The organism is Pseudomonas sp. MPFS (assembly GCF_022537035.1).
Taxonomy (GTDB): domain Bacteria; phylum Pseudomonadota; class Gammaproteobacteria; order Pseudomonadales; family Pseudomonadaceae; genus Aquipseudomonas; species Aquipseudomonas sessilinigenes.
Genome location: NZ_CP066123.1, coordinates 3,484,256 through 3,504,732, shown reverse-complemented (window position 1 = coordinate 3,504,732; position 20,477 = coordinate 3,484,256). Strand labels below are relative to the sequence as shown.

The following is a 20,477-nucleotide window of genomic DNA, read 5'->3' as shown; positions in this document are numbered from 1 at the left end:
GTGATTTGATCACTAGACCATGTTAAATCCGGCACTACCAGCCTAACAAGGTGCAAAATGCACCACGACCAAAGTGTTTTGAGTTGATTTGCACCTTGTCGCGATTGACCTGAGGCATGAATGCCTGGCGCGACGCAGCAACCCGCGGCCGCACTGCTCGACAGTTGCATCGGTGGGGAAATGAAATGGCTATTGACGCCACTGGCCGCTCGCCCAGCGAGCGTCATCGGCATTCGCCCCCGCTGCAGCAACCTGTTGCGGGTGCGCATCGAGGCACAAGGGGCAAGGTGTGTTTCGAGGAGAAGGCAGGCCGCGTGCCAGGCTGAACCCTTGACCCGCAGCCCTATCGACTTACAGCCGATTCAGAGCAGCCCCCACCAGGGGAATGCGCTTTCCGGTTTCCAGCATTTCCACCGCGTCCAGTTGCTCTTCAATCTGCAGAAAACGCATGGCGGTCACGGCCGACATCTTTTCAGAAACCTCATCAATATAACGGTTCAAAAGTATTTGCCGTTTTATCTGCAGTGCCTTGTACATCTTGATTATCTTAGAGGCATCCTCATTGGTGACCACTCCGGAGCCGTAGGCTCGCCCATACTCAAACAACAACTGGAACGTCTCTCTATTTAAACCATCCATTTCATTGCGATAGAGGGCATAGATTGGCCAGAAGGTTTCGGCCTGCTGACTATCGAGTCCCATGTTGGCTCCCACCACACGTTTGCGGTTGTAATTAATAGTCTCGATCTGGTTGTTGATTTTCTCCTTGTGCTCGCTCATCACCTGTTCCACTGAGGGTAGTGGTTCCTCGGCATGGGCGGCAAGGCCAAAGCCAGCGGCGAAAAGAGCAGCACACAACAGGCGCCTAGACATGGAGTAATTCCTCTTACATTGAGTTGAAAATAATGCGAGCTCACTGTGCGGGCTCCTTGAGCGAAATCTTCGGCGCCCATTGCAGCCACTGTTCGTCGACCGCATCGAACAAGGCGAAGGTCTGCCCTGGCCTGGCCTGTTCGCCCATTTGCGGATTGTCCGGCGTGGCGAAGGCAATGCCACCTGCCACCAGTGCCTCCAGGGACTCGGTGCGCACGGACACCCCCTTGAACAGACCCGCCTCGATGCCTACCCCGCTGGCGTTCCAGAAGCGGCTTGCGGTGTGCACCAGCGGTGCATAGCGCGGCTCGATAAGAATGCTGATCAGCACCCGGTCCGCTTGTTGTCCCAGGCTCATGTCGATGACCTTGCCCACCGGCATCTTGCGATAGGTCACCGGGCTGCCGAGCTTGATCGAGCCCTTGTCCGCAGCGCTCAGGGTCAAGCGCAAGCCATCGCCGAGCCCGAGCAGGTTCGGGGCTTCTTCCTGGATCTGGAAGCGCGTCTGGCGCTCTCCCGGACGGCTCGCCGGCAAGGCCTCGATGTAGGGACCGCTGACCAGGGTGCCGAGATTTTCCGTGCGCAACAGCCCGAGTGCCGGCCGTACGACCCAGAAGCGCGTGCCGCTGCGGGCGAACTGCTCGCCATTGGCCCCCAGGCGCGCCTTGAGCAACACCCCGGACAGGTCATTCTTCAAGCCGATGCCTTCGACCTTGCCGATCACCAGCCCCTTGAACCGAATCGGCGTACCTTCGCGCAGGCCTTCGGCGTCCTCGACACCCAGCTGGAGCTCCACACCACGGGCCATGGCGGCCTCCTCACTGTCGTAGAGGGCGAATCGGCGGTCCTTGCCCGAGGACGATGCCTTGGGGTCCAGGGTGTCGAAGGCGATGCCGCCATTGATCAAGGTCTGCAGCGACTCGCTCTTGACCTTGACCCCGGTGAAGTCGCCGCTCAGGGTCACGCCACTGGCGTTCCAGAAGCGCGTGGAGCTGTTTACCAGGCGCGCGTAGTCGGGCTCGACATGCACCCCGATCAGCACTTGCTGGTTGTCCGCCGACAGCTGGTAGCTCTGCACGCTACCGACACGGATCTGCCGGTAGAGCACCGGCGCCCCGACCTCTACCGAACCGCGCCGGTCACTGGTCAGCACCAGGTGCAGGCCCGGTACGTTCATGTCCATGGGCGGCGCCTTGGAGCGGGCGCTGAATTCCCGGCGCGGCGCCCCGCTCTTGGCAAAACGCACGGCGATGTAGTTGCCCTTGACCAGGGCATCCAGGCCAGTGATCCCGGCCAGCGAGATATTCGGCTTTACGGTCCAGAACTCGGTGCCCTCCAGCAGCAGGGCCTCGACCCGCGGGTCCATCGCCAGCTCGGCGGTGGCGCCACTGAAGTCCTGGTTCATGTCGACGGTCTTGACCAGGCCGACCTGCACGCCGTTGTACATGACCGGGGTGCGCCCGGGCTCGATATCACTCAGGTCCTTCATCTTCAGCTTCACCCGCAGGCCGACCTGGGCCGCGTCGTAGTCCTCATACAGGCGAAACGGCTTGGTCGGATCGGTGGGTGGGCTGTCGCGGTGGCTGTCCGCCGTGGCGAAGGAAATACCGCCCGCGGCCAGGGTCAGCAGCGATTCGCTGCGCACCTTGAAGCCCGACAGGCTGCCGGAGATCGAGATGCCGCTGGCGTTCCAGAAACGCGTGTGCTTGCGCACCAGGTCGGCGTAGGCCGGCTCGATATGTACCTTGATCTCGATGGTGCGCTGGTCCTCGCCGAGCTGGAAGCTTTTCACCTGGCCCACCAGGATCTGCTTGTAGAACACCGGGCTGCCCTGCTCCAGGGAACCCAGGCGGTCGGCCTTGAGGGTGATGTGCAGGCCTGGCACCTTCTCGGACATCGGTGGCGGTTCAGCCAGGGCTGTATAGGAGCGCACGCCTTGATCGCCCTTGTCACCCTTGGCCGGATCCACCGCGATATAGACCCCGGAGACCAGGGTCTCCAGGCCCGTCACGCCCGCCAGAGACCCCCGTGGCTTGACCAACCAGAAATGGGTATCTTCATTGCCCGTGGGCTTTGTCGCGCAGCTGGGGGTCATCGCCCTAGTGGGCATGATCGTGCGCAACGCGATCATCCTGATCGAGGAGGTCGACATCAACATGCGGCTCGGCCAATCCCCTTCCGAGGCTATAGTGCACGCCTCGATGCACCGGGCCCGGCCGATTTTGTTGACCACCTGCGCCGCTATCCTCGGCATGATCCCGATCGCCCCGCAGATATTCTGGGGCCTTATGGCTTATGCGGTGATTGGCGGATTGGCCGTGGCGACAATAGTGACCCTGACGGTCCTGCCCTGTGGCATTTCCTTGCTGCTTCAGTGGGAAAACCGACCAAGACATCCACAAGAGCCTTCCTCGGATCAGGCCCATAAAGGCCCAGCAATCGGTACATAAAGATTCCGCTGCTATGCACACTTCTGCATAGTTAAAGGTGGGGCGATAATGAGCATCGCATTGCCTTGATGAGGCAATGCGATGAATATCCCACCTACAGCCGCTCTAAAATATGTCTGAGCATCATTGGGATGTACACTCTTAGATCACTGGAGTTTTATCCGAAAGCGCAAGGGTAGGTATTGGCGACACCTGACCCAAAGCTGCATTTCGGACAAAACCTGCTCCTATCCAGAACTAGTTAGACTCAAGGGTGCAGTATTTCGATAAACTTTTGCAAATCAGCTCATGGGCGACTGCCAAAGTTCTTCTTAGCCTCCACTGCCAAGTCCGGCGGCAGAAAGTCCTTATCCGGATTATAATTAACCTTCAGATACCGCCCCAAGTCACGTAGATCCTGCGGACTCAAAGTGCCTGCCGCTTGTTTCAAACGCAAGTTGTCCAATATGTAGTCGTAGCGGCTATTATTATAATCACGTACAGATGCGTACAACTGGCGCTGAGCATCTAATACGTCAACAATATTACGAGTACCCACCTGATAACCAACTTCGGTTGCCTCCAAAGCACTCTGATTAGACACTATTGACTGTTTGCGCGCCTGAATTTGCTCGACATCAGTATTCACTGCACGATGCAGATTACGAGTACTCTCTACTACCTGACGGCGCAGACTCTCACGCTGCTGTTCGCTCTGGGTCAGCCGCGAGTACGCCTCACGAACCTGCGAACTGGTGAGGCCACCACTGTAGATCGGAATATTCAGTTGTAAGCCAACACTAGTCTGCTCAACATCTCCACCATAACGCACTCCAGTCTGCGAAGGGTTAGTAAAACCAAGACTGTCATTATCACCTTTCTGATACTTAACTACTGCGTCAAGGGTTGGTGCATGGCCAGCCTTTCGCTGTCGCACAGTCTCTTCGGCGGCTGTCACAGCATGGTTGCTAGCTAGCAAGTTGAGGTTCTGGCGTCCTGCAGCTTCGACCCAAGCCTTAGCATCGTTGGGTGTCGGCACCTGCACCGGGAGAGTATGAACAACACCCTGAATTGCAGTGTACTGGCGATTGGTTAGAGTAACTAAGGCTTCAAACGCATCTTGCACCTGACGCTCAGCAACAATTCGGTTGGCTCGGGCCGTGTCGTAACTGGCCTGTGATTGCAAGACATCTGTCTTGTCCGAGAGGCCAACGTCAAAACGCTCATTGGATTGCTCCAATTGATGTTTAAATGCCGACTCTTCAGCCTTGGTTGAAGCAAGATTATCTTGTGCACGTAGCACCGCGAAGTAGGTCTCAGCAGTCTGTCGAATCAAGCTTTGTTCAGTGGCTGAGAGTTGAAGTGCAGCCTGCTCATTGACCGCCTCTGCGGCCTGTAGCTGAAACCAGCGATCAGCACGAAAAATCGGCTGCGCTAAGGTAGCGCTCCAAGAATTACCACTACGATTAGAAGTAACCGAAGGCTCATCAAGCTTAGTACGGGTATTCATCATCTCGGCACCAGCCGAAAGGTTGGGCAGCAGCCCGGCGCGGGCCTGAGGCACGACTTCGCGACGAGCACTGTAGTCGGCGCGAGCAACCGCCAAATCTGCATTGTTATCAACCGCCTCCTCGTAGACGCTGACGAGGTCGTTATTGACTGTTGTGGGTGTGTTAGCAGCGCAGGCCGCACTACTGAATATATAAGAAACAGCCACAATCACTGAGTGTCTGCGCAACATAGAACTACCCTTGGTTATATTAATTTACTGTACTGTCAAGTATCAATAATGAGCCATCATAGCGCACTTGCTTGCATGGATACACCTGACTGAATCGCCCCTGGTTTTCTAGACACTCTCCAAGCTCAGAAAATGGCGTTTCTCATACTCTACTGGCGACAGCTGCATAGCACTGCCGTGTCGGCGTTTAGGGTTATAAAACATCTCGATGTAATCGAAAATATCACTCCGGGCTTCGTCACGTGTCGCGTAGGTCTTTCGTCGAATCCGTTCCCGCTTCAAAAGCTGGGAAAAACTCTCGGCTACGGCATTGTCATGGCAGTTTCCCCGTCGGCTCATGCTGCTGATCACATTGTTGCCTTTCAGAAAGCTTTGCCAATCCGAACTACTAAATTGACTGCCTTGGTCTGAATGTATCATCACTTGCTGCTGTGGCTTGCGGCGCCATAGGGCCATCAGCAATGCGTCAATAGCTAGGTCGCTGCACATCCTGGGCTTCATTGACCAACCAATCACTTGGCGGGAAAACAGATCCAGCACTACCGCCAGGTACAGCCATCCTTCATAGGTGCGAATGTATGTGATGTCTGTCACCCAGACCTTGTTCGGCTCACTCACCTTGAACTGCCGCGCAAGGTTATTCGGCGAGGCTACGGTCGGCTTCCCGCCATAAAATCCTGGGCGCCGCCGATAGCCCGTTTGTGAACGCAACCCCTCTGCCTGCATCAAGCGCCCCACCCGATTTCGCCCGCAGGTTTCTCCCAGCTCACGCAGGTCATCGTGAATTTTGCGATAGCCGTACACACCGCCACTCTCCAGCCAAGCGTGCTTGATCAAGCCAATTGGCAAAGGCAACGTACCGGGTAATCCGTCGAGTGCTTCTTGGTAAAGACGTACTTCAGCCGTACTCCTTGGCAAAGTACGCGGCGGCCTTCTTTAAGATGTCTCGCTCTTCCGTCACGCGTTTGAGTTCAGCGCGTAGCTTACACAGCTCAGCCTGCCGATCATCGTCTTGTTGACGCTGTTCTTGGGGCTTGCTGTAGAGCTTGATCCAGGCGTAAAGGCTGTGAACGGACATCCCCAGACGCTGGGCAACATCGGCGACAGGCTTGCCTTTCTCGGTCACTTGCTTGACCGCTTCGATCTTGAATTCTTCGGGATAACGCGGGTTGCTCATGGCACCTCCTGATTGGCCTCATTTTAAGGCATGGAGGTGTCTACGAAATCCGGGGCGATTCACTCCGTTCTCCTGGAAGGCCCTGTGGATGAAGTATCGATTCTGTCAGCAATGGACCGACTAACGTTCCTATCGAAGGAAAAATAATAGTTAGAGGTAACACTCAAAAAAATAAGAAAAGCCACCAGCTTTAGACCCCCTCAATAATCAATCTAAGCATATAAAAAATCATCTAACTGAGCCCTATATTTTCCTTCGAGCATTTTCACAAGGTGTTGTGGATCACGGGAATCAATGACTGCTTTGTATCCACACTCATGTCAATCAAATAGAAGGAACTGTCCTATGCAACTCGTTCAGAGACTCGCCCTGCTGCTGCTTCTCACCTTGGGAACAGGCCACTTCTCGCTCGCCAATGCCGAACCCGTCATCGATGTGCTGATCACCAACCCGGAGCTGGTCAAGACTGGGCTGGACCTGCTTGACTTTTCAACCATTGTGTTTCTGCAAACGGGATACAACGTCTACAACCTGAAGCAAGCAGCACGACGGTCCTGGCGCATCGGGCAGAAACATCCAGTGCGCGTGATTTTTTTGGGCTATGCCGGCAGCTCGCAAATTACCTGCCTGCAGCTTATGGCCAAGAAGATCGCAGTAGCTCAAAGCACGTCAGGGGATGTGCCGGAATCAGGATTGGACTCTTTAAATCAAGATGGAGACTCGGTTGAAATGGCTCTAGCCAGACAATTCATTGCTGCATAATACAAGCCACCTTCGGGTGGCTTTTTTAACAATCGACAAACCACTTTAAAATCATAATTTTGACTTTACGCTAAACCTATCACTTAAACTTTTCTCATGCTGCCAAAAACATATAAACCTGAAAGCCCAACACTAAAACCCCGCAAAATTCAGCTCAAATAACATTAAATCTTATTGCCAGGTACCAGCACCAAAAGATCACCGAAAAGCAAAACCCTAACCACAAAATAAATCTAATCATATTTTATCATAAACTCTAAAGAAGTTTGAATAAGGTACATTGCTGGCCCAAGCAATGCAGCGATTTCCAACGCCATAACTGTTGGCTCCATATACCTGCAGCGCTGAATAAAAAGCTTATCCCCAAACCTACACCGTAACTCGCGAAGCGTATTACTTACTGCGGGCTGAGTAACACCTAATTGTTTTGCGGCACGCGAAACATTTTTTTCACGATACACCACCATGAATGTAACCAGCGAATTCAAGTCAACTTTCCGCAAAGCTTGCTCATCAAGCATCACTCCCAACCTCTTGTTCAATAAAAAACGTATTGAATCGCATCTCTTTGCAGTGGCTTGAAAACATCTGAATCAAATCAGCTAAATCTTTCTCAAAAAAATAGCTCCTCATGGATTCATTGCTTATCCAATGGCTATTTAACACCCAAACCCCACAATCATCTTTACTACGAGTAAAGCTAAAAGAAGTACAACCTGGTAATGCCCTAAGCCGGACAACTAGCTCGATGACTTCTCTCTTCTTTGCCAAATCGACAACAGAGGACATTAAGATTTTCACAGTACTGACAGCCTTACTCGAAAACATAATTTCACCTCAGGATACTTGGCTCATAGAAACCATGAGCAGCCTCAAAAGCCTTCCTCTGACCAGCAATACTTCATTGATTGGATAGGCGTCTAACTCCCCATCCAGATCAAACCCAATGAGCACATGAAGCCATAAAGATTCCAATGAGTCAACAATGACTCAAAAGAGGTGAAAATAAATCACAGATTGTGAATAATAACCATTTACATATATGGCATTCTTTCCCCCCTCAAGGGCACAAGAATGAAGGTCTTTATCAAATTTCAGGAAGATCCCAAACAGGGATCCAATAGGGTTTCAATCGCAGCAGTTTCGCTGGATACAAGTAGAAGGCAGCACTCGCATCATGTTCAGCGCGCAACCATGAAATACGCCACGGTGCATGACTTAGCTAGTCACTGGCCGTCTGAATGCTGGAATTGGCAAGGTGTATTCTCGGAAGGTACAATCGAACAACCACTAGATGCATTCTTGAGGACATGTCTAGCGTGTACAGTGCTTGTTCGAGACAGACTGAAATGTACGGCGCTAACGATGACCTCTCTGTAGGAAACAGAGATACGATTTAGCAACATCCGACGACAGGAAGGCATATCGCAGAAGATGATGAGTCAAACTCTGCGAGCTATGGACGCGGTGGCTTGAGTGAACGCTATATGCACGATGAGCAATCATTAAGCGTGGAGTATGTGTTAAACCCATTGGGGACATACGTTATTGCCATTGGTTATTGCACTAATGGCTTGGGCGGGGGAGCACATACAAGACGATTGAAACACGTAATCATGACTCCACCGTAGTCGTAAAGCGCTCGCACCATCCTGTCAGCACAGAACAGATTTTCTGATGTTTTTCCTGAAACCGCGCAACATAACCCCAGCCCGAGCTACGATTAACAAAGCAGGCTAGTTGAAGCCTATTTGAGTCCACAGTGATGAGCGCTTAAAGATATTCGTCCTCAAGTGTGTCATCAAAGATGGGCTAGGATGGGTACTTCGAGTTCATCAGCGAAGCTAAGATCTTGACACCTAAACCAAAAATCTCTAGCCAATCTAATGCAAGAAAATTTGATTGCCAGCTTAAAATCACATCTTCAATAAGCAAACCCTACAAAAAACAATAGCCTGAAACTAATTAGCCTGCAGTTTCATATCAAGAGTGATATTCCTGTTAAAAACAAGCCGACAACAAGAAAAATTGTAGTCAGCCTCGCATTAACCCTCAAACTAGGTTGATGCTCGACAATTTTCCCGATGGCAAAGTACAGCCGACCAACTATTTGCTGCTCGTCGAGTTCCTTTGACTGAAAGATAGAGTCAATTACAGTTCCGGCAGTCGGAAATGGATCACGCAAAAATGGCGCCACATCAAAAGCACTTTGCTGCAGCGCTCGCGCCGAAAGTAAAGCCGACGTAACAAGTGCACCAAGCGCCATGACAGCACTTATTACCTCTAACAGAGTTATCACTTCAAAATTGGCGGGACTACTAAAGCGAAGTATGGCGCCATATAAAGTTACCACCCCCGCCAAAGTGCCAAGTGACAATGTAAACATCAAGCGAAGATAGACTGTAACTAGTCTTCTTGAAACCGAAACTTGCTCAAGATAGATTTTTACAAGCGTTTCTATCGTCAGACGGCGAGCCTCAAATGCTAATCGACGCTCATCTGTTTGGCTTGCAGACAACATACAAGGCTCCTCGCGAAAAATATTAATACGATTGGCTTCAAGAGGAAGGCAGGCCGCAAGCTAAAATTAACCTACGGCCCTATAGGCTTACAAGCGATTCAGAGAGGCTCCAACCAGAGGAATACGCTGCCCGGTCTCCAGCATCTCTACGGCATCGAGTTGCTCTTCAATTTGTAGAAAACGCATAGCAAGCACCGAGGACATTTTTTCAGAAACCTCATCAATATAACGGTTCAAAAGTATTTGCCGTTTTATCTGCAGTGCCTTGTACATCTTGATTATCTTAGAGGCATCCTCATTGGTGACCACTCCGGAGCCGTAGGCTCGCCCATACTCAAACAACAACTGGAACGTCTCTCTATTTAAACCATCCATTTCATTGCGATAGAGGGCATAGATTGGCCAGAAGGTTTCGGCCTGCTGACTATCGAGTCCCATGTTGGCTCCCACCACACGTTTGCGGTTGTAATTAATAGTCTCGATCTGGTTGTTGATTTTCTCCTTGTGCTCGCTCATCACCTGTTCCACTGAGGGTAGTGGTTCCTCGGCATGGGCGGCAAGGCCAAAGCCAGCGGCGAAAAGAGCAGCACACAACAGGCGCCTAGACATGGAGTAATTCCTCTTACATTGAGTTGAAAATAATGCGAGCTCACTGTGCGGGCTCCTTGAGCGAAATCTTCGGCGCCCATTGCAGCCACTGTTCGTCGACCGCATCGAACAAGGCGAAGGTCTGGCCCGGCTTGGCCGGTTCGCCCATTTGCCCGTTGTCTGGCGTGGCGAACGCAATACCGCCGGCGACCATGGCTTCCAGGGACTCGGTGCGTACCGAAACGCCCTTGAACAAACCGGCCTCGATACCGACGCCGCTGGCATTCCAGAAGCGGCTACCGGTACGCACCAGCGGCATGTAGCGCGGCTCGATGAGAATACTGATCAGCACCCGGTCCGCCTGCTGGCCCAGGTTCAGGTCGATGACCTTGCCCACCGGCATCTTGCGATAGGTCACCGGGCTGCCGAGCTTGATCGAGCCCTTGTCCGGAGCGCTCAGGGTCAACCGCAGGCCGTTGCCGCTCCCGAGCAGGTTCGGCGCCTCGGCCAGGGTCTGGAAGCGCATCTGGCGCTCGCCCGGGCGACTGCTGGCCAGGGCCTCGATGTAGGGTCCGCTGACCAGGGTGCCGAGATTTTCCGTGCGCAACAGCCCCAGTGCCGGCCGTACGACCCAGAAGCGCGTGCCGCTGCGGGCGAACTGTTCGCCATTGGCCCCCAGGCGTGCCTTGAGCAGCACACCGGACAGGTCGGCCTGCAAGTCGATGCCCTCGACCTTGCCGATCACCAGCCCCTTGAAACGAATCGGCGTCCCTTCGCGCAGGCCCTCGGCGTCTTCGACGCTCAGCTGGATCTCCACGCCCCGGGCCATGGCCGCCTCTTCGCTGTCATAGAGAGCGAAGCGGCGATCCTTGCCCGAGGACGACGCCTTGGGGTCCAGGGTGTCAAAGGAGATACCGCCATTGATCAAGGTCTGCAGCGACTCGCTCTTGACCTTGAGCCCGGTGAAGTCACCGCTCAGGGTCACGCCGCTGGCGTTCCAGAAGCGCGTGGAGCTGTTCACCAGGCGCGCATACTCGGGCTCGACATGCACGCCGATCAGCACCTGCCGGTTGTCCGCCGACAGTTGGTAGCTCTGCACGCTACCGACGCGGATCTGCCGGTAGAGCACCGGTGCGCCGACCTCCACCGAACCCCGGCGGTCGCTGGTCAGCACCAGGTGCAGGCCCGGCACATTCAGATCCATCGGCGGCGCCTTGGCGCGTGCGCTGAACTCGCGCCGGGGCGCCCCGTTCTTGGCGAAGCGCACGGCAATGTAGTTGCCCTTGACCAGGGCATCTAGGCCGGTGATCCCGGCCAGCGAGATATTCGGCTTCACGGTCCAGAACTCGGTGCCCTCCAGCAACAGGGCCTCGACCCGTGGATCCATCGCCAGCTCGGCGGTGGCGCCACTGAAGTCCTGGTTCATGTCGACGGTCTTGACCAGGCCGACCTGCACCCCGTTGTATATCACCGGCGTCTGCCCGGGCTGAATGTCGCTCAGGTCCTTCATCTTCAGCTTCACCCGCAAGCCGACCTGAGCCGCGTCGTAGTCCTCGTACAGGCGGAACGGCTTGGTCGGGTCGGTGGGCGGGCTTTCGCTATAGTTATCTGGAGTGGCGAAAGCAATACCGCCAGCGGCCAGGGTCAGCAACGACTCGCTGCGCACCTTGAAGCCAGACAGACCGCCGGAGATCGAGATGCCGCTAGCGTTCCAAAAACGCGTTTTCTTGCGCACCAGGTCGGCATAGGCCGGCTCGATGTGCACCTTGATCTCGATGGTGCGCTGGTCCTCGCCGAGCTGGAAGCTTTTCACCTGGCCCACCAGGATCTGCTTGTAGAACACCGGGCTGCCCTGCTCCAGGGAACCCAGGCGGTCGGCCTTGAGGGTGATGTGCAGGCCTGGCACCTTCTCGGACATCGATGGAGGCTCCGTCAGGGCGGTATACGCCCTCACCCCTTGGTCACCCTTGTCACCCTTGGCCGGGTCCACGGCGATGTAGACCCCGGACACCAGGGTCTCCAGGCCCGTCACCCCCGCCAGAGACACCCGTGGCTTGACCAACCAGAAATGGGTATCTTCATTTAGGTACTTCTGGGTGTCCTTGCTCAACTCGATGGAGGCGACCACCCCCTTGATGTCCTCGCTGACGCTCAGGTCCACCACCTTTCCGACCGAAATGCCCTTGTACAGCACCTCAGTCTTCTTGGCCTGGATGCCGTCGCCACTCTCGAAGCGCACCTGGATGATCGGGCCAGCCTCGTCGTAGGCGCGCCAGGCCAACCAGGCACCGATCACCAGGGCCAGCAATGGCAGGATCCAGATCGCCGACCAGTTACTGGTCTGGCGTTTTTTCGGGGCAGGCAAGTCACTCATTTTCATTATCCAAGTTAGTGTTGTCCCATATCAGCCGAGGATCGAAAGTCACAGCGGCCAGCATGGTCAGCACCACCACGCTGGCGAAGGCGGCGGCGCCGAGGTTGGCCTCGATGCGCGCCAGGTTGCCGAAGTTCACCAACGCCACCAGGATGGCGATGACGAAGATGTCGAGCATCGACCAGCGCCCTACCCATTCGATGAAGCGGTACATGATGATCCGCTGGCGTGCCGACATCGGTTGGTGGCGCTGCACCGAATAAAGCAGCAGCGCAATGCCCACCAGCTTGAAGGTCGGCACCACGATGCTGGCCACGAACACCACCAGGGCGATGGGGATCATCCCCAGCTGCAGCAGGCTGATCACCCCGCTCATGATGGTGGCCGGCGCGCCCTTGCCGAAAATGCTGACGGTCATGATCGGCAGCAGGTTGGCGGGGATGTACAAAATCATCGCCGTGATCAGTAAGGCCCAAGTGCGCCTGATACTGTTCGGACGGCGCGCATGTAATACCGCACTGCATCGGCTGCAGCGCGCTGATTGCTCCTGGCTGGCCGGGTTGAGTTGATGACATTCACCGCAGACCCAAATACCTGCATCAATTGCCCGCATCGTTACCTTCCTCAAGTGACGCTCGCTGAATTTACCTCGGCAGCATCAACCTCTTATTCAGAGCCGGTCCTGGCGTTGCGCCAGTTGCTGGTCCTGATTGTCCTTCCAGCCACCACCCAGGGAGCGGAACAGGTCTACCAGGGCGATCTGCCGTTGAGTGCTGACTTCGATGAACGCCGTCTCGTTGGCGAAGTTGTTGCGCTGGGCGTCCAGGTAACGCAGATGGCTATCGATACCGCCTTCATAACGAGCCTTGGCCAGCTTCAGCGATTCGTTGCTGGTGTTGGCCAGGGCCCGGCGTGCCTGCTCCTCGCGGCGCAGGGTATCGGTGGCCGCCAGGGCGTCCGCCACTTCGCGGAACGCGGTCTGGATCGTGCCCTCGTAGGCTGCCACCGCCGAGTCCTTGCGCGCCTCGGCCAGGCTCAGCCCGGCGCGGTTGCGCCCGCCATCGAAGATCGGTAGCGACAGGGTCGGAATGAAGCTCCAGGAGCGCGAGCCGCCATCGAACAGGCCGGACATTTGCGCGCTGGACGTGCCGAAGCTGCCAGTCAAGGTGATCCGCGGGAAGAACGCTGCCCGCGCAGCGCCGATATCGGCATTGCGCGCTTGCAGGCGATGTTCGGCGGCGAGGATGTCCGGACGGCGCTCGATCAGCGACGACGGTGAGCCCGCGGCGATGTCTTGCACCAGTAGCGGCTGCTCCGACGGCTTATCGGGAATCGACTTGGCGGCATCGGCGGTGCCCAGCAACAGCACCAGGGCATTGAACGCCTGTTGCTTCTGGCGCAGGGCGGCCTCCTCGTCGGCCCGGGACTGTTCCACCAGGCCCAGGGCTTCCTGGTAGTCCAGCGCGGTGGCGTTACCTACCGCACGGTGCCGGCTGATCAGGGCGAAGGAGTATTCGCGGCTGACCAGTGTCTGCTGGGTCAGGGCCAGGCGGCGCTGGGCGCCGTCATGGGCCAGGTAGGCCTGGGTGACCTCGGCGATCAGTGCAATGCGTGCCGAGCGCCCGGCCTCCTCGGTGGCCAGGTACTGCTGCAATGCGGCATCGCTGAGGCTCTTGACCCGTCCGAACAGGTCGACTTCGTACTCAGGCAGCGACAGGCCGACCTGGTAGGTACTGGCCACGCTGGATTGCCCCTTGCTGGACAGGTCCGCCGGCAGGCGCTGGCGGTTACCCGAAGCCCCGGCGTTCAACCCGGGGATCCGGTCCGCCCGCTGGATGCGGTACTGCGCCCGGGCTTGGTCGATGTCCAGCAAGGTCTGGCGCAACGAACGGTTATTGTCCAGGGCGGTGCCGACCAGGCGGCGCAGCTCGGGATCGACGATGAACGCCTGCCAGTCCAGTTCGCTGGCCTGGCGTCCCTGCTGGGCGGGCGAGTCGCTCCAGCTGTCGGCTACGGGCGCCGTCGGACGCTCGTAGGTCGGAGCCATGGAGCAACCACCCAGGGCCAGGGCGATCAGCAGCGCCGATACGGTAAAAGCTGGGGTACGCATGCTGATCACTCCTGGGCCAGGGCTGGTTGTTCGGTGGCAGGCCGCTTGGTACGCAGCACCGACAGCAACCAGACGAAGCAGATCGGCACGAAAATCACCCCCAGTAAGGTGGCGCTGAGCATCCCGCCGATCACCCCGGTACCGATGGCGCGCTGACTGGCCGCACCGGCGCCGGTGGCGATGGCCAGGGGGACCACGCCGAGGATGAAGGCCATGGACGTCATGATGATCGGGCGAAAGCGCAGGCGAGCGGCCTCGATAGCGGCATCACGCAGGCTATACCCCTTCTCCCACAGTTCCTTGGCGAACTCGACGATGAGGATCGCGTTCTTCGCCGACAGGCCAATGATGGTAATCAGGCCGACCTTGAAGTACACGTCGTTGGGCATGCCCACGACCATTACCGCCAGTACCGCACCCACCGCGCCGATCGGTACGATCAGCATCACCGACAGCGGGATCGACCAGCTCTCGTAGAGGGCCACCAGCAGCAGGAACACCACCAGGATCGCCAGGGCGAACAAGCCCGATGCCTGGCCGGCAGAGACCTTCTCCTGGTAGGACAGGCCGGTCCACTCGTAGCCGATGCCCGGTGGCAGTTGCGATGCCAGTTGCTCCAGCTCGGCCATGGCCTGGCCGGTGCTGTAGCCCGGGCCTGCGTCACCGACGATACGGATCGACGGATAGCCGTTGTAGCGCACCAGTTGCACCGGCCCCTCTTCCCACTTGCTGGTCACGAAGGCACTGAGGGGGACCTGATTACCTTTGTTGTTGGGCACGTACAGTTTGAGCACGCTTTCCGGGGTCATCCGCGCGCCCTGCTCGGCCTGGATCACCACCCGTTGCTGGCGACCAGCGTTGGTGAAGTCATTGACCACGTTGGAACCGAAGGCCGAGGACAGGGTGGAGCTAATGCTCTCGAAGTTGACGCCTTGGGCCCGGGCTTTTTCGCGGTCGATCACCAGGCGTAATTGCGGCGCCTCGGCCAGGCCTTCCATCATCCCGTAGAGGAATTTCGGATTGCCGTTGACCTGGCTCAGCAGCGTGTCCCGTGCTTGCAGCAGGGCCTCGCGCCCCAAGCCGCCACGGTCCATCAAGCGCAGGGCGAAACCACCGGAATTGCCCAAGCCATTGATCGGTGGTGGCGAGACCGCCATGACGGTACCGTCGTCGGAGATGGCGAAATGCTCGTTCAGTGCCGCTACTTCAGCCATAGCCGATTGATGCGCATCGCGTTCGGACCAATCCCTAAATGTCGGGAAAGCCAACGCCGCATTATCACCTTGACCAGAAAAGCTGAAGCCCGAAATCACGAATGCCGAGGAGACGGCCTCGCGGGACTTGAGATAGGTTTCCAGCTGTTCACCGGTGGCGTTTGTGCGCGCACGGCTGGCGCCGGGTGGCAGTTGCACATCAACCAACATGTAACCCAGATCTTCAGTGGGCACAAAAGCTTCCGGTAATCGAAGGTAACTGTAGCCGAGCAGAGCGACAATACCGCCGTAGATCAGCATAAAACGCCCAGCACGTTTGACCAACGCACCGTTGAGCACCGAGTAGCGCTCGGTCACGCGGGTAAAACCACGGTTGAAGGCACCGAAGAAACCACGTTTTTCGTGATGCCCTTCGGGGACCGGCTTGAGCAGCGTGGCGCACAGCGCCGGGGTGAAGGTCAGGGCCAGGAAGCCGGAGAACAGGATCGAGATCGCCAGGGATACCGAGAACTGCTGGTAGATGACGCCCACCGAGCCGCTCATGAAGGCGAGCGGCATGAACACCGCGGACAGTACCAGGGTGATACCGACGATGGCGCCGGATACCTGTTTCATCGCCTTGATCGTCGCGTCGGTCGGGGACAGCCCCTCCTCGGCCATGATCCGCTCGACGTTCTCCACCACCACGATGGCGTCGTCCACCAGGATGCCGATGGCCAGCACCATGCCGAACATGGTCATCATGTTCACCGAGAAGCCCAGCAGGTACATCACGGCCAGGGTACCGAGCAGGCACACGGGCACTACGATGGATGGAATCAGGGTATAGCGCACGTTCTGCAGGAACAGGAACATCACCAGGAACACCAGGACCATGGCTTCGATCAGGGTGTGGATCACCTTCTCGATGGCCACGTCGACGAAACGCGAGGTGTCGTAGGGTACGGAGTACTGCACATCACTAGGGAAAAACTGCGACAGTTCGGCCAGGCGCTCCTTGACCAGCGTCGCGGTCTGGATGGCGTTGGCGCCCGGCGATAACTGAATCGCTCCACCGACTGCCGGAGTACCATCCAGACGTGAGGAAATGTTGTAATTTTCCTGGCCTAACTCCAGACGTGCGACGTCGACAAGCTTGACCATGGAGCCGTCCTGATTGGCCCGCAGGACAATCTCACCAAACTCCTGCGGATTGTCCAGAACCCCCTTGACCGCCAAGGTTGCAGTCAATTCCTGGGCACTGTTGCCCGGTGTGCTGCCGAAGGCGCCGGCCGGAACCTGCACGTTCTGTCCACGGATGGCGCTGCTCACGTCTTCGATGGACAGACCATAGCCCACCAGCTTCTGCGGATCGATCCAGACCCGCATCGCCGCTTCAGAAGAGAAGAACTGCAACTTGCCAACGCCGGGCAAGCGGCGCAGTTCATTGTTGATGTTACGCGCGGCGTAATCACCGAGAGCAATGGTATCGCCGCGCTCGGCACCTTCCTTGTAATTCAGGGCGTAGATCAACAGGAAGCCGGCGCTGGTCTGCTCGACCTGCAAGCCCTGGGTGAGTACGGCCTGGGGCATGCGCGCCTCGGCTTTCTTCAGGCGGTTCTGCACATCAACCTGGGCCAGGTCAGGATCGGTACCAGGTTCAAATGTAACGACGATCTCAGCGGTACCGTTGGAGTTGTTGGTCGATTCGAAATAGAGCAAACCCTTAGTGCCGTTGAGTGACTCCTCAAGAATGCTGGTCACCGACTCAACCAGTACCTTTGCCGAAGCACCCGGATACGTAGCTGTAACTGTGATCTGCGGTGGTGCAACGTTAGGGTATTGGGCCACCGGTAACTTGGAGATAACTAGCAACCCGAACAGTGAGATAAACAGCGCGACCACCCAAGCAAAGTTAGGACGCCTGATGAAAAAATTCGACATCGAAAAATCCTCGCGGCAACTACGCCCTTACTTCTGCGGCTCTGGGGGGGTGGCAGTGACACTCTTGGGCTCGACCTTGGCTCCAGGCTGCAGGCCAGCCAAGCCACTAGTGATCACCCGGTCACCGGCTTTCAAGCCATCACGAATCTGCCAGCGTGCTCCCTGCATAACACCGGTCTGCACTTGACGTGACTGAGCACGGCCGTCGTCGCCCATCAACAACACGAAGGCACTGCCATCCGGACTACGTTGCACAGCCCGCTGCGGCACTAAAACAGCCTGGCTATCGGTCCCCTGTGGAGTGCTGACACGTACATACATACCTGGCAGCAGATTACCGTCGCGGTTATCAAACTGACCGCGTAGAGTCACTTGACCCGTACCAGGGTCCACCGCAACATCTGTGAAAAGCAGCTTCCCTCTACGCTCATACGAAGTACCTTCAATTCTTACAGACAGGCTCTGCTGCGGATCAGTGGCCAAGGTCCCATTCTTAAGGGCTTCACGTAGACGCAACGCATCGGCGGCGGTCTGGGTGAAATCTGCGTAGATCGGGTCCAACTGCTGGATGCGCGCCATCAGGGTCGCTTCGCCCTGGCCAACCAGGGCGCCTTCGGTTACCAGTGCACGTCCGACTCGGCCAGAGATCGGCGCGATGACCGAGGTGTACCCCAGGTTCAGGCGCGCGGTTTCCAGGTCGGCCTGGGCCGAGCGGGTCGCTGCCTGGGCGCTGTGCAAGTCGGCACTGGCTTTGTCGTAGTCCTGCTGGCTGACCGCTTCGATCTTCACCAGTGTCTCATAGCGTTTGACCCGTGCCTGGGCCTCCTTCATCCCGGCCTGGGCCCGGGCCAGGTCGCCCTCGGCACGGGACACCGCTGCCTTGAGCGGCGCGGGATCGATCTGGAACAACAGATCGCCGGCCTTGACGTCGGCGCCTTCCTCGAAGCGCTTCTTCAGCACGATCCCCGCCACCCGTGCCCGCACCTCGGCTACACGCATTGGCTCAACTCGCCCCGGCAATTCCGAAACAAGTGCTAAAGGCTCGCTTACCACCGCCAGCACTTCCACAGGACGCGCCGTTTCCACAACAGGGCTCTGCTCGCTCGCCGGACCACACCCTGCCAATGCGATGGCTACTGCCAATGCCCCTGCCGTTCTTACTGCACGAAAATTGCCCATGACTCACCTAAGGCTTGATTGAAAACGGCCGGGATGGTACTTTTCAATCCACTTTGAGTCAACATTGATTCATATGATCAAAATAAGATCCAACCTTCATCCTTCCGGAAACCAATCGGCCCTATGCAAGCATCTGGAAAGTTCACTCAAGAAAGGGCAACTTCCCTGTCCCCACAGGAGGAGCGCCTGTTACGCCTGCTAACCACCGCGATAGTTCATCACCCAAGAGCTTCCATGTCCGAACTGGCGCAGGTAGTTGGGGTGAGCAGAGCCACTCTGCATCGCTTCTGTGGCACTCGGGACAACCTTCTGAAAAAACTAGAAAGCCGTGCTAAGGAGGTACTTACGAAGATCATCGACAATGCTCGTTTGCAGCAAGATGAATTTCTCTCTGCCCTTGAGCGCTTAATCAACGAGCACCTGGCACACCGCGAACTGCTAGCATTTTTAGTAGTTCAATATCGGCCCGATTTCCTCGATGAAAGCCCTAACGCCGCGCCTTGGTATTCCTACTTGTATGCTTTGGATACTTTCTTTCTCCGTGGCCAGCAGCAAGGCGTACTACGTATTGATATCACCGCGTCGATTCTTACCGAAATGTTCATCAGTCTGGTGTATGGCATGGTCGATGCTGAGCAACGTGGTCGCGCAGCCAGCGCTAACACCGCCCATATCCTGCCGCAGATGTTCCTTTACGGCGCAGGCTCTCATATTCGGATGGAAACCTAGACTAGGCTCCCTCAGGCCCTATTAAATGCCTAATACCAACCTCAACAATCTGGCGGCCCTTCCCTTGGAGGCATTGGTCGCTTGCCATGAATGCGATCTTTTGATGCGCCGTGAGCAGCTGGAAGCCGGCGAAAAAAGCTGCTGCCCGCGTTGCGGCTTTGAACTGGCCGTGCATCACCACCAATGGCAACGCCGCTGCTTCGCATTGGTGCTAACTGCCTTGCTGCTCTACATCCCGGCCAATTTCTTGCCGATCATGCACCTCACCCTGCTCGGCCAAACCCGCAGCGAAACAGTCTGGAGTGGTGTGCTCGGGCTGTTCGACAGCGGCATGCAGGGAGTGGCCGTGGTGGTGCTGCTCAGCAGCATGGCAATTCCGCTGCTCAAGCTCCTGTGCCAGTTGCTGGTATTGCTGAGCGTGAGGTTCAAGGTGGCGCGCCGCGCCGGCATGCTGCTCTACCGCAGTTATCACCATCTGCGCGAATGGGGCATGCTCGAGGTCTATCTGTTCGGAATCCTGGTGTCCATCGTCAAGCTGATCGACATCGCCGAGCTGAACCTGGGCGTCGGCTTGGCCTGCTTCGTGGCGCTGCTACTGACCCAGATTTGGCTGGAAATGAGTATGCCAGCGCACCAAGTTTGGGAAGCACTGTCAGATGAGTAGTTTCATCCCTCAGTTTTTCTACTAGGTTTGCAATGAGCTATTTGAAACTCAGTCGGAGCATTTCAATTTTATAAATACTCTCCGCAATGCTTCGATCATTGCCTAGAATTTTTATTGCTTGCTTCGCCGCTAAGAATTTTAACTCTGTAATAAGAAGTGTTTCTACTGAAAGGCGAACACATTGACTTGCGTG

At 56.5% G+C, this 20,477-nt stretch carries 14 protein-coding genes and 3 pseudogenes; 4 read left to right on the top strand and 13 right to left on the bottom strand.

Features of this window, described 5'->3' with window-relative positions:
- Positions 1-351: 351 nt before the first annotated feature.
- Both I9018_RS15970 and I9018_RS15965 read right to left on the bottom strand, forming a co-directional pair.
- Positions 352-873, bottom strand: a complete 522-nt coding sequence (locus I9018_RS15970) for a transcriptional regulator (protein WP_164823670.1) — start codon at positions 871-873, stop codon at positions 352-354.
- Positions 874-913: 40 nt separating this feature from the next.
- Positions 914-2,929: pseudogene (locus I9018_RS15965) on the bottom strand (MlaD family protein); the annotation flags it as partial.
- 52 nt (positions 2,930-2,981) lie between these two features.
- Between I9018_RS15965 and I9018_RS15960 the strand changes: the two are divergent.
- Positions 2,982-3,323: an efflux RND transporter permease subunit gene (locus I9018_RS15960; RefSeq protein ID WP_241110075.1), complete on the top strand. Its 342-nt coding sequence runs from the start codon at positions 2,982-2,984 to the stop codon at positions 3,321-3,323.
- Positions 3,324-3,609: 286 nt separating this feature from the next.
- On the opposite strand, the gene I9018_RS15955 is transcribed toward I9018_RS15960, so the two are convergent.
- Both I9018_RS15955 and I9018_RS15950 read right to left on the bottom strand, forming a co-directional pair.
- On the bottom strand, positions 3,610-5,043 hold the full coding sequence (locus tag I9018_RS15955) for a TolC family outer membrane protein (RefSeq protein ID WP_068583080.1): 1,434 nt from the start codon (positions 5,041-5,043) through the stop codon (positions 3,610-3,612).
- A 108-nt stretch (positions 5,044-5,151) separates the two neighbouring features.
- Positions 5,152-6,220 (bottom strand): annotated as a pseudogene (locus I9018_RS15950) (IS3 family transposase).
- 429 nt (positions 6,221-6,649) lie between these two features.
- Between I9018_RS15950 and I9018_RS15945 the strand changes: the two are divergent.
- Positions 6,650-6,982, top strand: a pseudogene (locus tag I9018_RS15945) (DEAD/DEAH box helicase); the annotation flags it as partial.
- 233 nt (positions 6,983-7,215) lie between these two features.
- Here I9018_RS15945 and I9018_RS15940 read toward each other — a convergent pair.
- From I9018_RS15940 to I9018_RS15900, 9 genes are all read right to left on the bottom strand, one after another.
- Positions 7,216-7,503 (bottom strand): LysR family transcriptional regulator, encoded by a 288-nt coding sequence (locus I9018_RS15940; RefSeq protein ID WP_141698261.1) that lies wholly within the window; start codon positions 7,501-7,503, stop codon positions 7,216-7,218.
- Positions 7,496-7,771 carry an antibiotic biosynthesis monooxygenase gene (locus I9018_RS15935; RefSeq protein WP_141698260.1) on the bottom strand — a complete coding sequence of 92 codons (276 nt, stop codon included), beginning with the start codon at positions 7,769-7,771 and terminating at the stop codon, positions 7,496-7,498. Before I9018_RS15935 ends, I9018_RS15940 begins: the two co-directional genes overlap by 8 nt.
- A 1,189-nt stretch (positions 7,772-8,960) precedes the next feature.
- Positions 8,961-9,503, bottom strand: a complete 543-nt coding sequence (locus tag I9018_RS15930) for a hypothetical protein (protein WP_083235687.1) — start codon at positions 9,501-9,503, stop codon at positions 8,961-8,963.
- A gap of 87 nt (positions 9,504-9,590) precedes the next feature.
- A complete protein-coding gene (locus I9018_RS15925) occupies positions 9,591-10,112 on the bottom strand; it encodes a transcriptional regulator (protein ID WP_241110073.1) in 522 nt (173 codons plus the stop codon).
- Positions 10,113-10,152: 40 nt separating this feature from the next.
- Positions 10,153-12,465 carry an MlaD family protein gene (locus tag I9018_RS15920; RefSeq protein ID WP_068607949.1) on the bottom strand — a complete coding sequence of 771 codons (2,313 nt, stop codon included), beginning with the start codon at positions 12,463-12,465 and terminating at the stop codon, positions 10,153-10,155.
- Positions 12,458-13,078 (bottom strand): paraquat-inducible protein A, encoded by a 621-nt coding sequence (locus tag I9018_RS15915; RefSeq protein WP_068589616.1) that lies wholly within the window; start codon positions 13,076-13,078, stop codon positions 12,458-12,460. Before I9018_RS15915 ends, I9018_RS15920 begins: the two co-directional genes overlap by 8 nt.
- 57 nt (positions 13,079-13,135) lie before the next feature.
- Entirely contained in the window at positions 13,136-14,575 is a 1,440-nt protein-coding gene (locus tag I9018_RS15910; protein ID WP_241110072.1) for an efflux transporter outer membrane subunit, read from the bottom strand.
- A gap of 5 nt (positions 14,576-14,580) precedes the next feature.
- Entirely contained in the window at positions 14,581-17,712 is a 3,132-nt protein-coding gene (locus I9018_RS15905; protein WP_241110071.1) for an efflux RND transporter permease subunit, read from the bottom strand.
- Between the two features lie 27 nt (positions 17,713-17,739).
- A complete protein-coding gene (locus I9018_RS15900; RefSeq protein WP_241110070.1) occupies positions 17,740-18,891 on the bottom strand; it encodes a MexC family multidrug efflux RND transporter periplasmic adaptor subunit in 1,152 nt (383 codons plus the stop codon).
- A 123-nt stretch (positions 18,892-19,014) separates the two neighbouring features.
- On the opposite strand from I9018_RS15900, the gene I9018_RS15895 reads away from it, so the two are divergent.
- Entirely contained in the window at positions 19,015-19,620 is a 606-nt protein-coding gene (locus tag I9018_RS15895; protein ID WP_068583060.1) for a transcriptional regulator, read from the top strand.
- A 25-nt stretch (positions 19,621-19,645) separates the two neighbouring features.
- Entirely contained in the window at positions 19,646-20,284 is a 639-nt protein-coding gene (locus I9018_RS15890; protein ID WP_068583057.1) for a paraquat-inducible protein A, read from the top strand.
- Positions 20,285-20,477: the final 193 nt, after the last annotated feature.

Excerpts from the sequence above, each read along its gene's own strand:
- I9018_RS15970 (WP_164823670.1), bottom strand. The coding sequence starts at position 873 with ATGTCTAGGCGCCTGTTGTGTGCTGCTCTTTTCGCCGCTGGCTTTGGC.
- I9018_RS15960 (WP_241110075.1), top strand. The coding sequence starts at position 2,982 with ATGATCGTGCGCAACGCGATCATCCTGATCGAGGAGGTCGACATCAAC.
- I9018_RS15955 (WP_068583080.1), bottom strand. The coding sequence starts at position 5,043 with ATGTTGCGCAGACACTCAGTGATTGTGGCTGTTTCTTATATATTCAGT.
- I9018_RS15940 (WP_141698261.1), bottom strand. The coding sequence starts at position 7,503 with ATGCTTGATGAGCAAGCTTTGCGGAAAGTTGACTTGAATTCGCTGGTT.
- I9018_RS15935 (WP_141698260.1), bottom strand. The coding sequence starts at position 7,771 with ATGTCCTCTGTTGTCGATTTGGCAAAGAAGAGAGAAGTCATCGAGCTA.
- I9018_RS15930 (WP_083235687.1), bottom strand. The coding sequence starts at position 9,503 with ATGTTGTCTGCAAGCCAAACAGATGAGCGTCGATTAGCATTTGAGGCT.
- I9018_RS15925 (WP_241110073.1), bottom strand. The coding sequence starts at position 10,112 with ATGTCTAGGCGCCTGTTGTGTGCTGCTCTTTTCGCCGCTGGCTTTGGC.
- I9018_RS15920 (WP_068607949.1), bottom strand. The coding sequence starts at position 12,465 with ATGAGTGACTTGCCTGCCCCGAAAAAACGCCAGACCAGTAACTGGTCG.
- I9018_RS15915 (WP_068589616.1), bottom strand. The coding sequence starts at position 13,078 with ATGCGGGCAATTGATGCAGGTATTTGGGTCTGCGGTGAATGTCATCAA.
- I9018_RS15910 (WP_241110072.1), bottom strand. The coding sequence starts at position 14,575 with ATGCGTACCCCAGCTTTTACCGTATCGGCGCTGCTGATCGCCCTGGCC.
- I9018_RS15905 (WP_241110071.1), bottom strand. The coding sequence starts at position 17,712 with ATGTCGAATTTTTTCATCAGGCGTCCTAACTTTGCTTGGGTGGTCGCG.
- I9018_RS15900 (WP_241110070.1), bottom strand. The coding sequence starts at position 18,891 with ATGGGCAATTTTCGTGCAGTAAGAACGGCAGGGGCATTGGCAGTAGCC.
- I9018_RS15895 (WP_068583060.1), top strand. The coding sequence starts at position 19,015 with ATGCAAGCATCTGGAAAGTTCACTCAAGAAAGGGCAACTTCCCTGTCC.
- I9018_RS15890 (WP_068583057.1), top strand. The coding sequence starts at position 19,646 with ATGCCTAATACCAACCTCAACAATCTGGCGGCCCTTCCCTTGGAGGCA.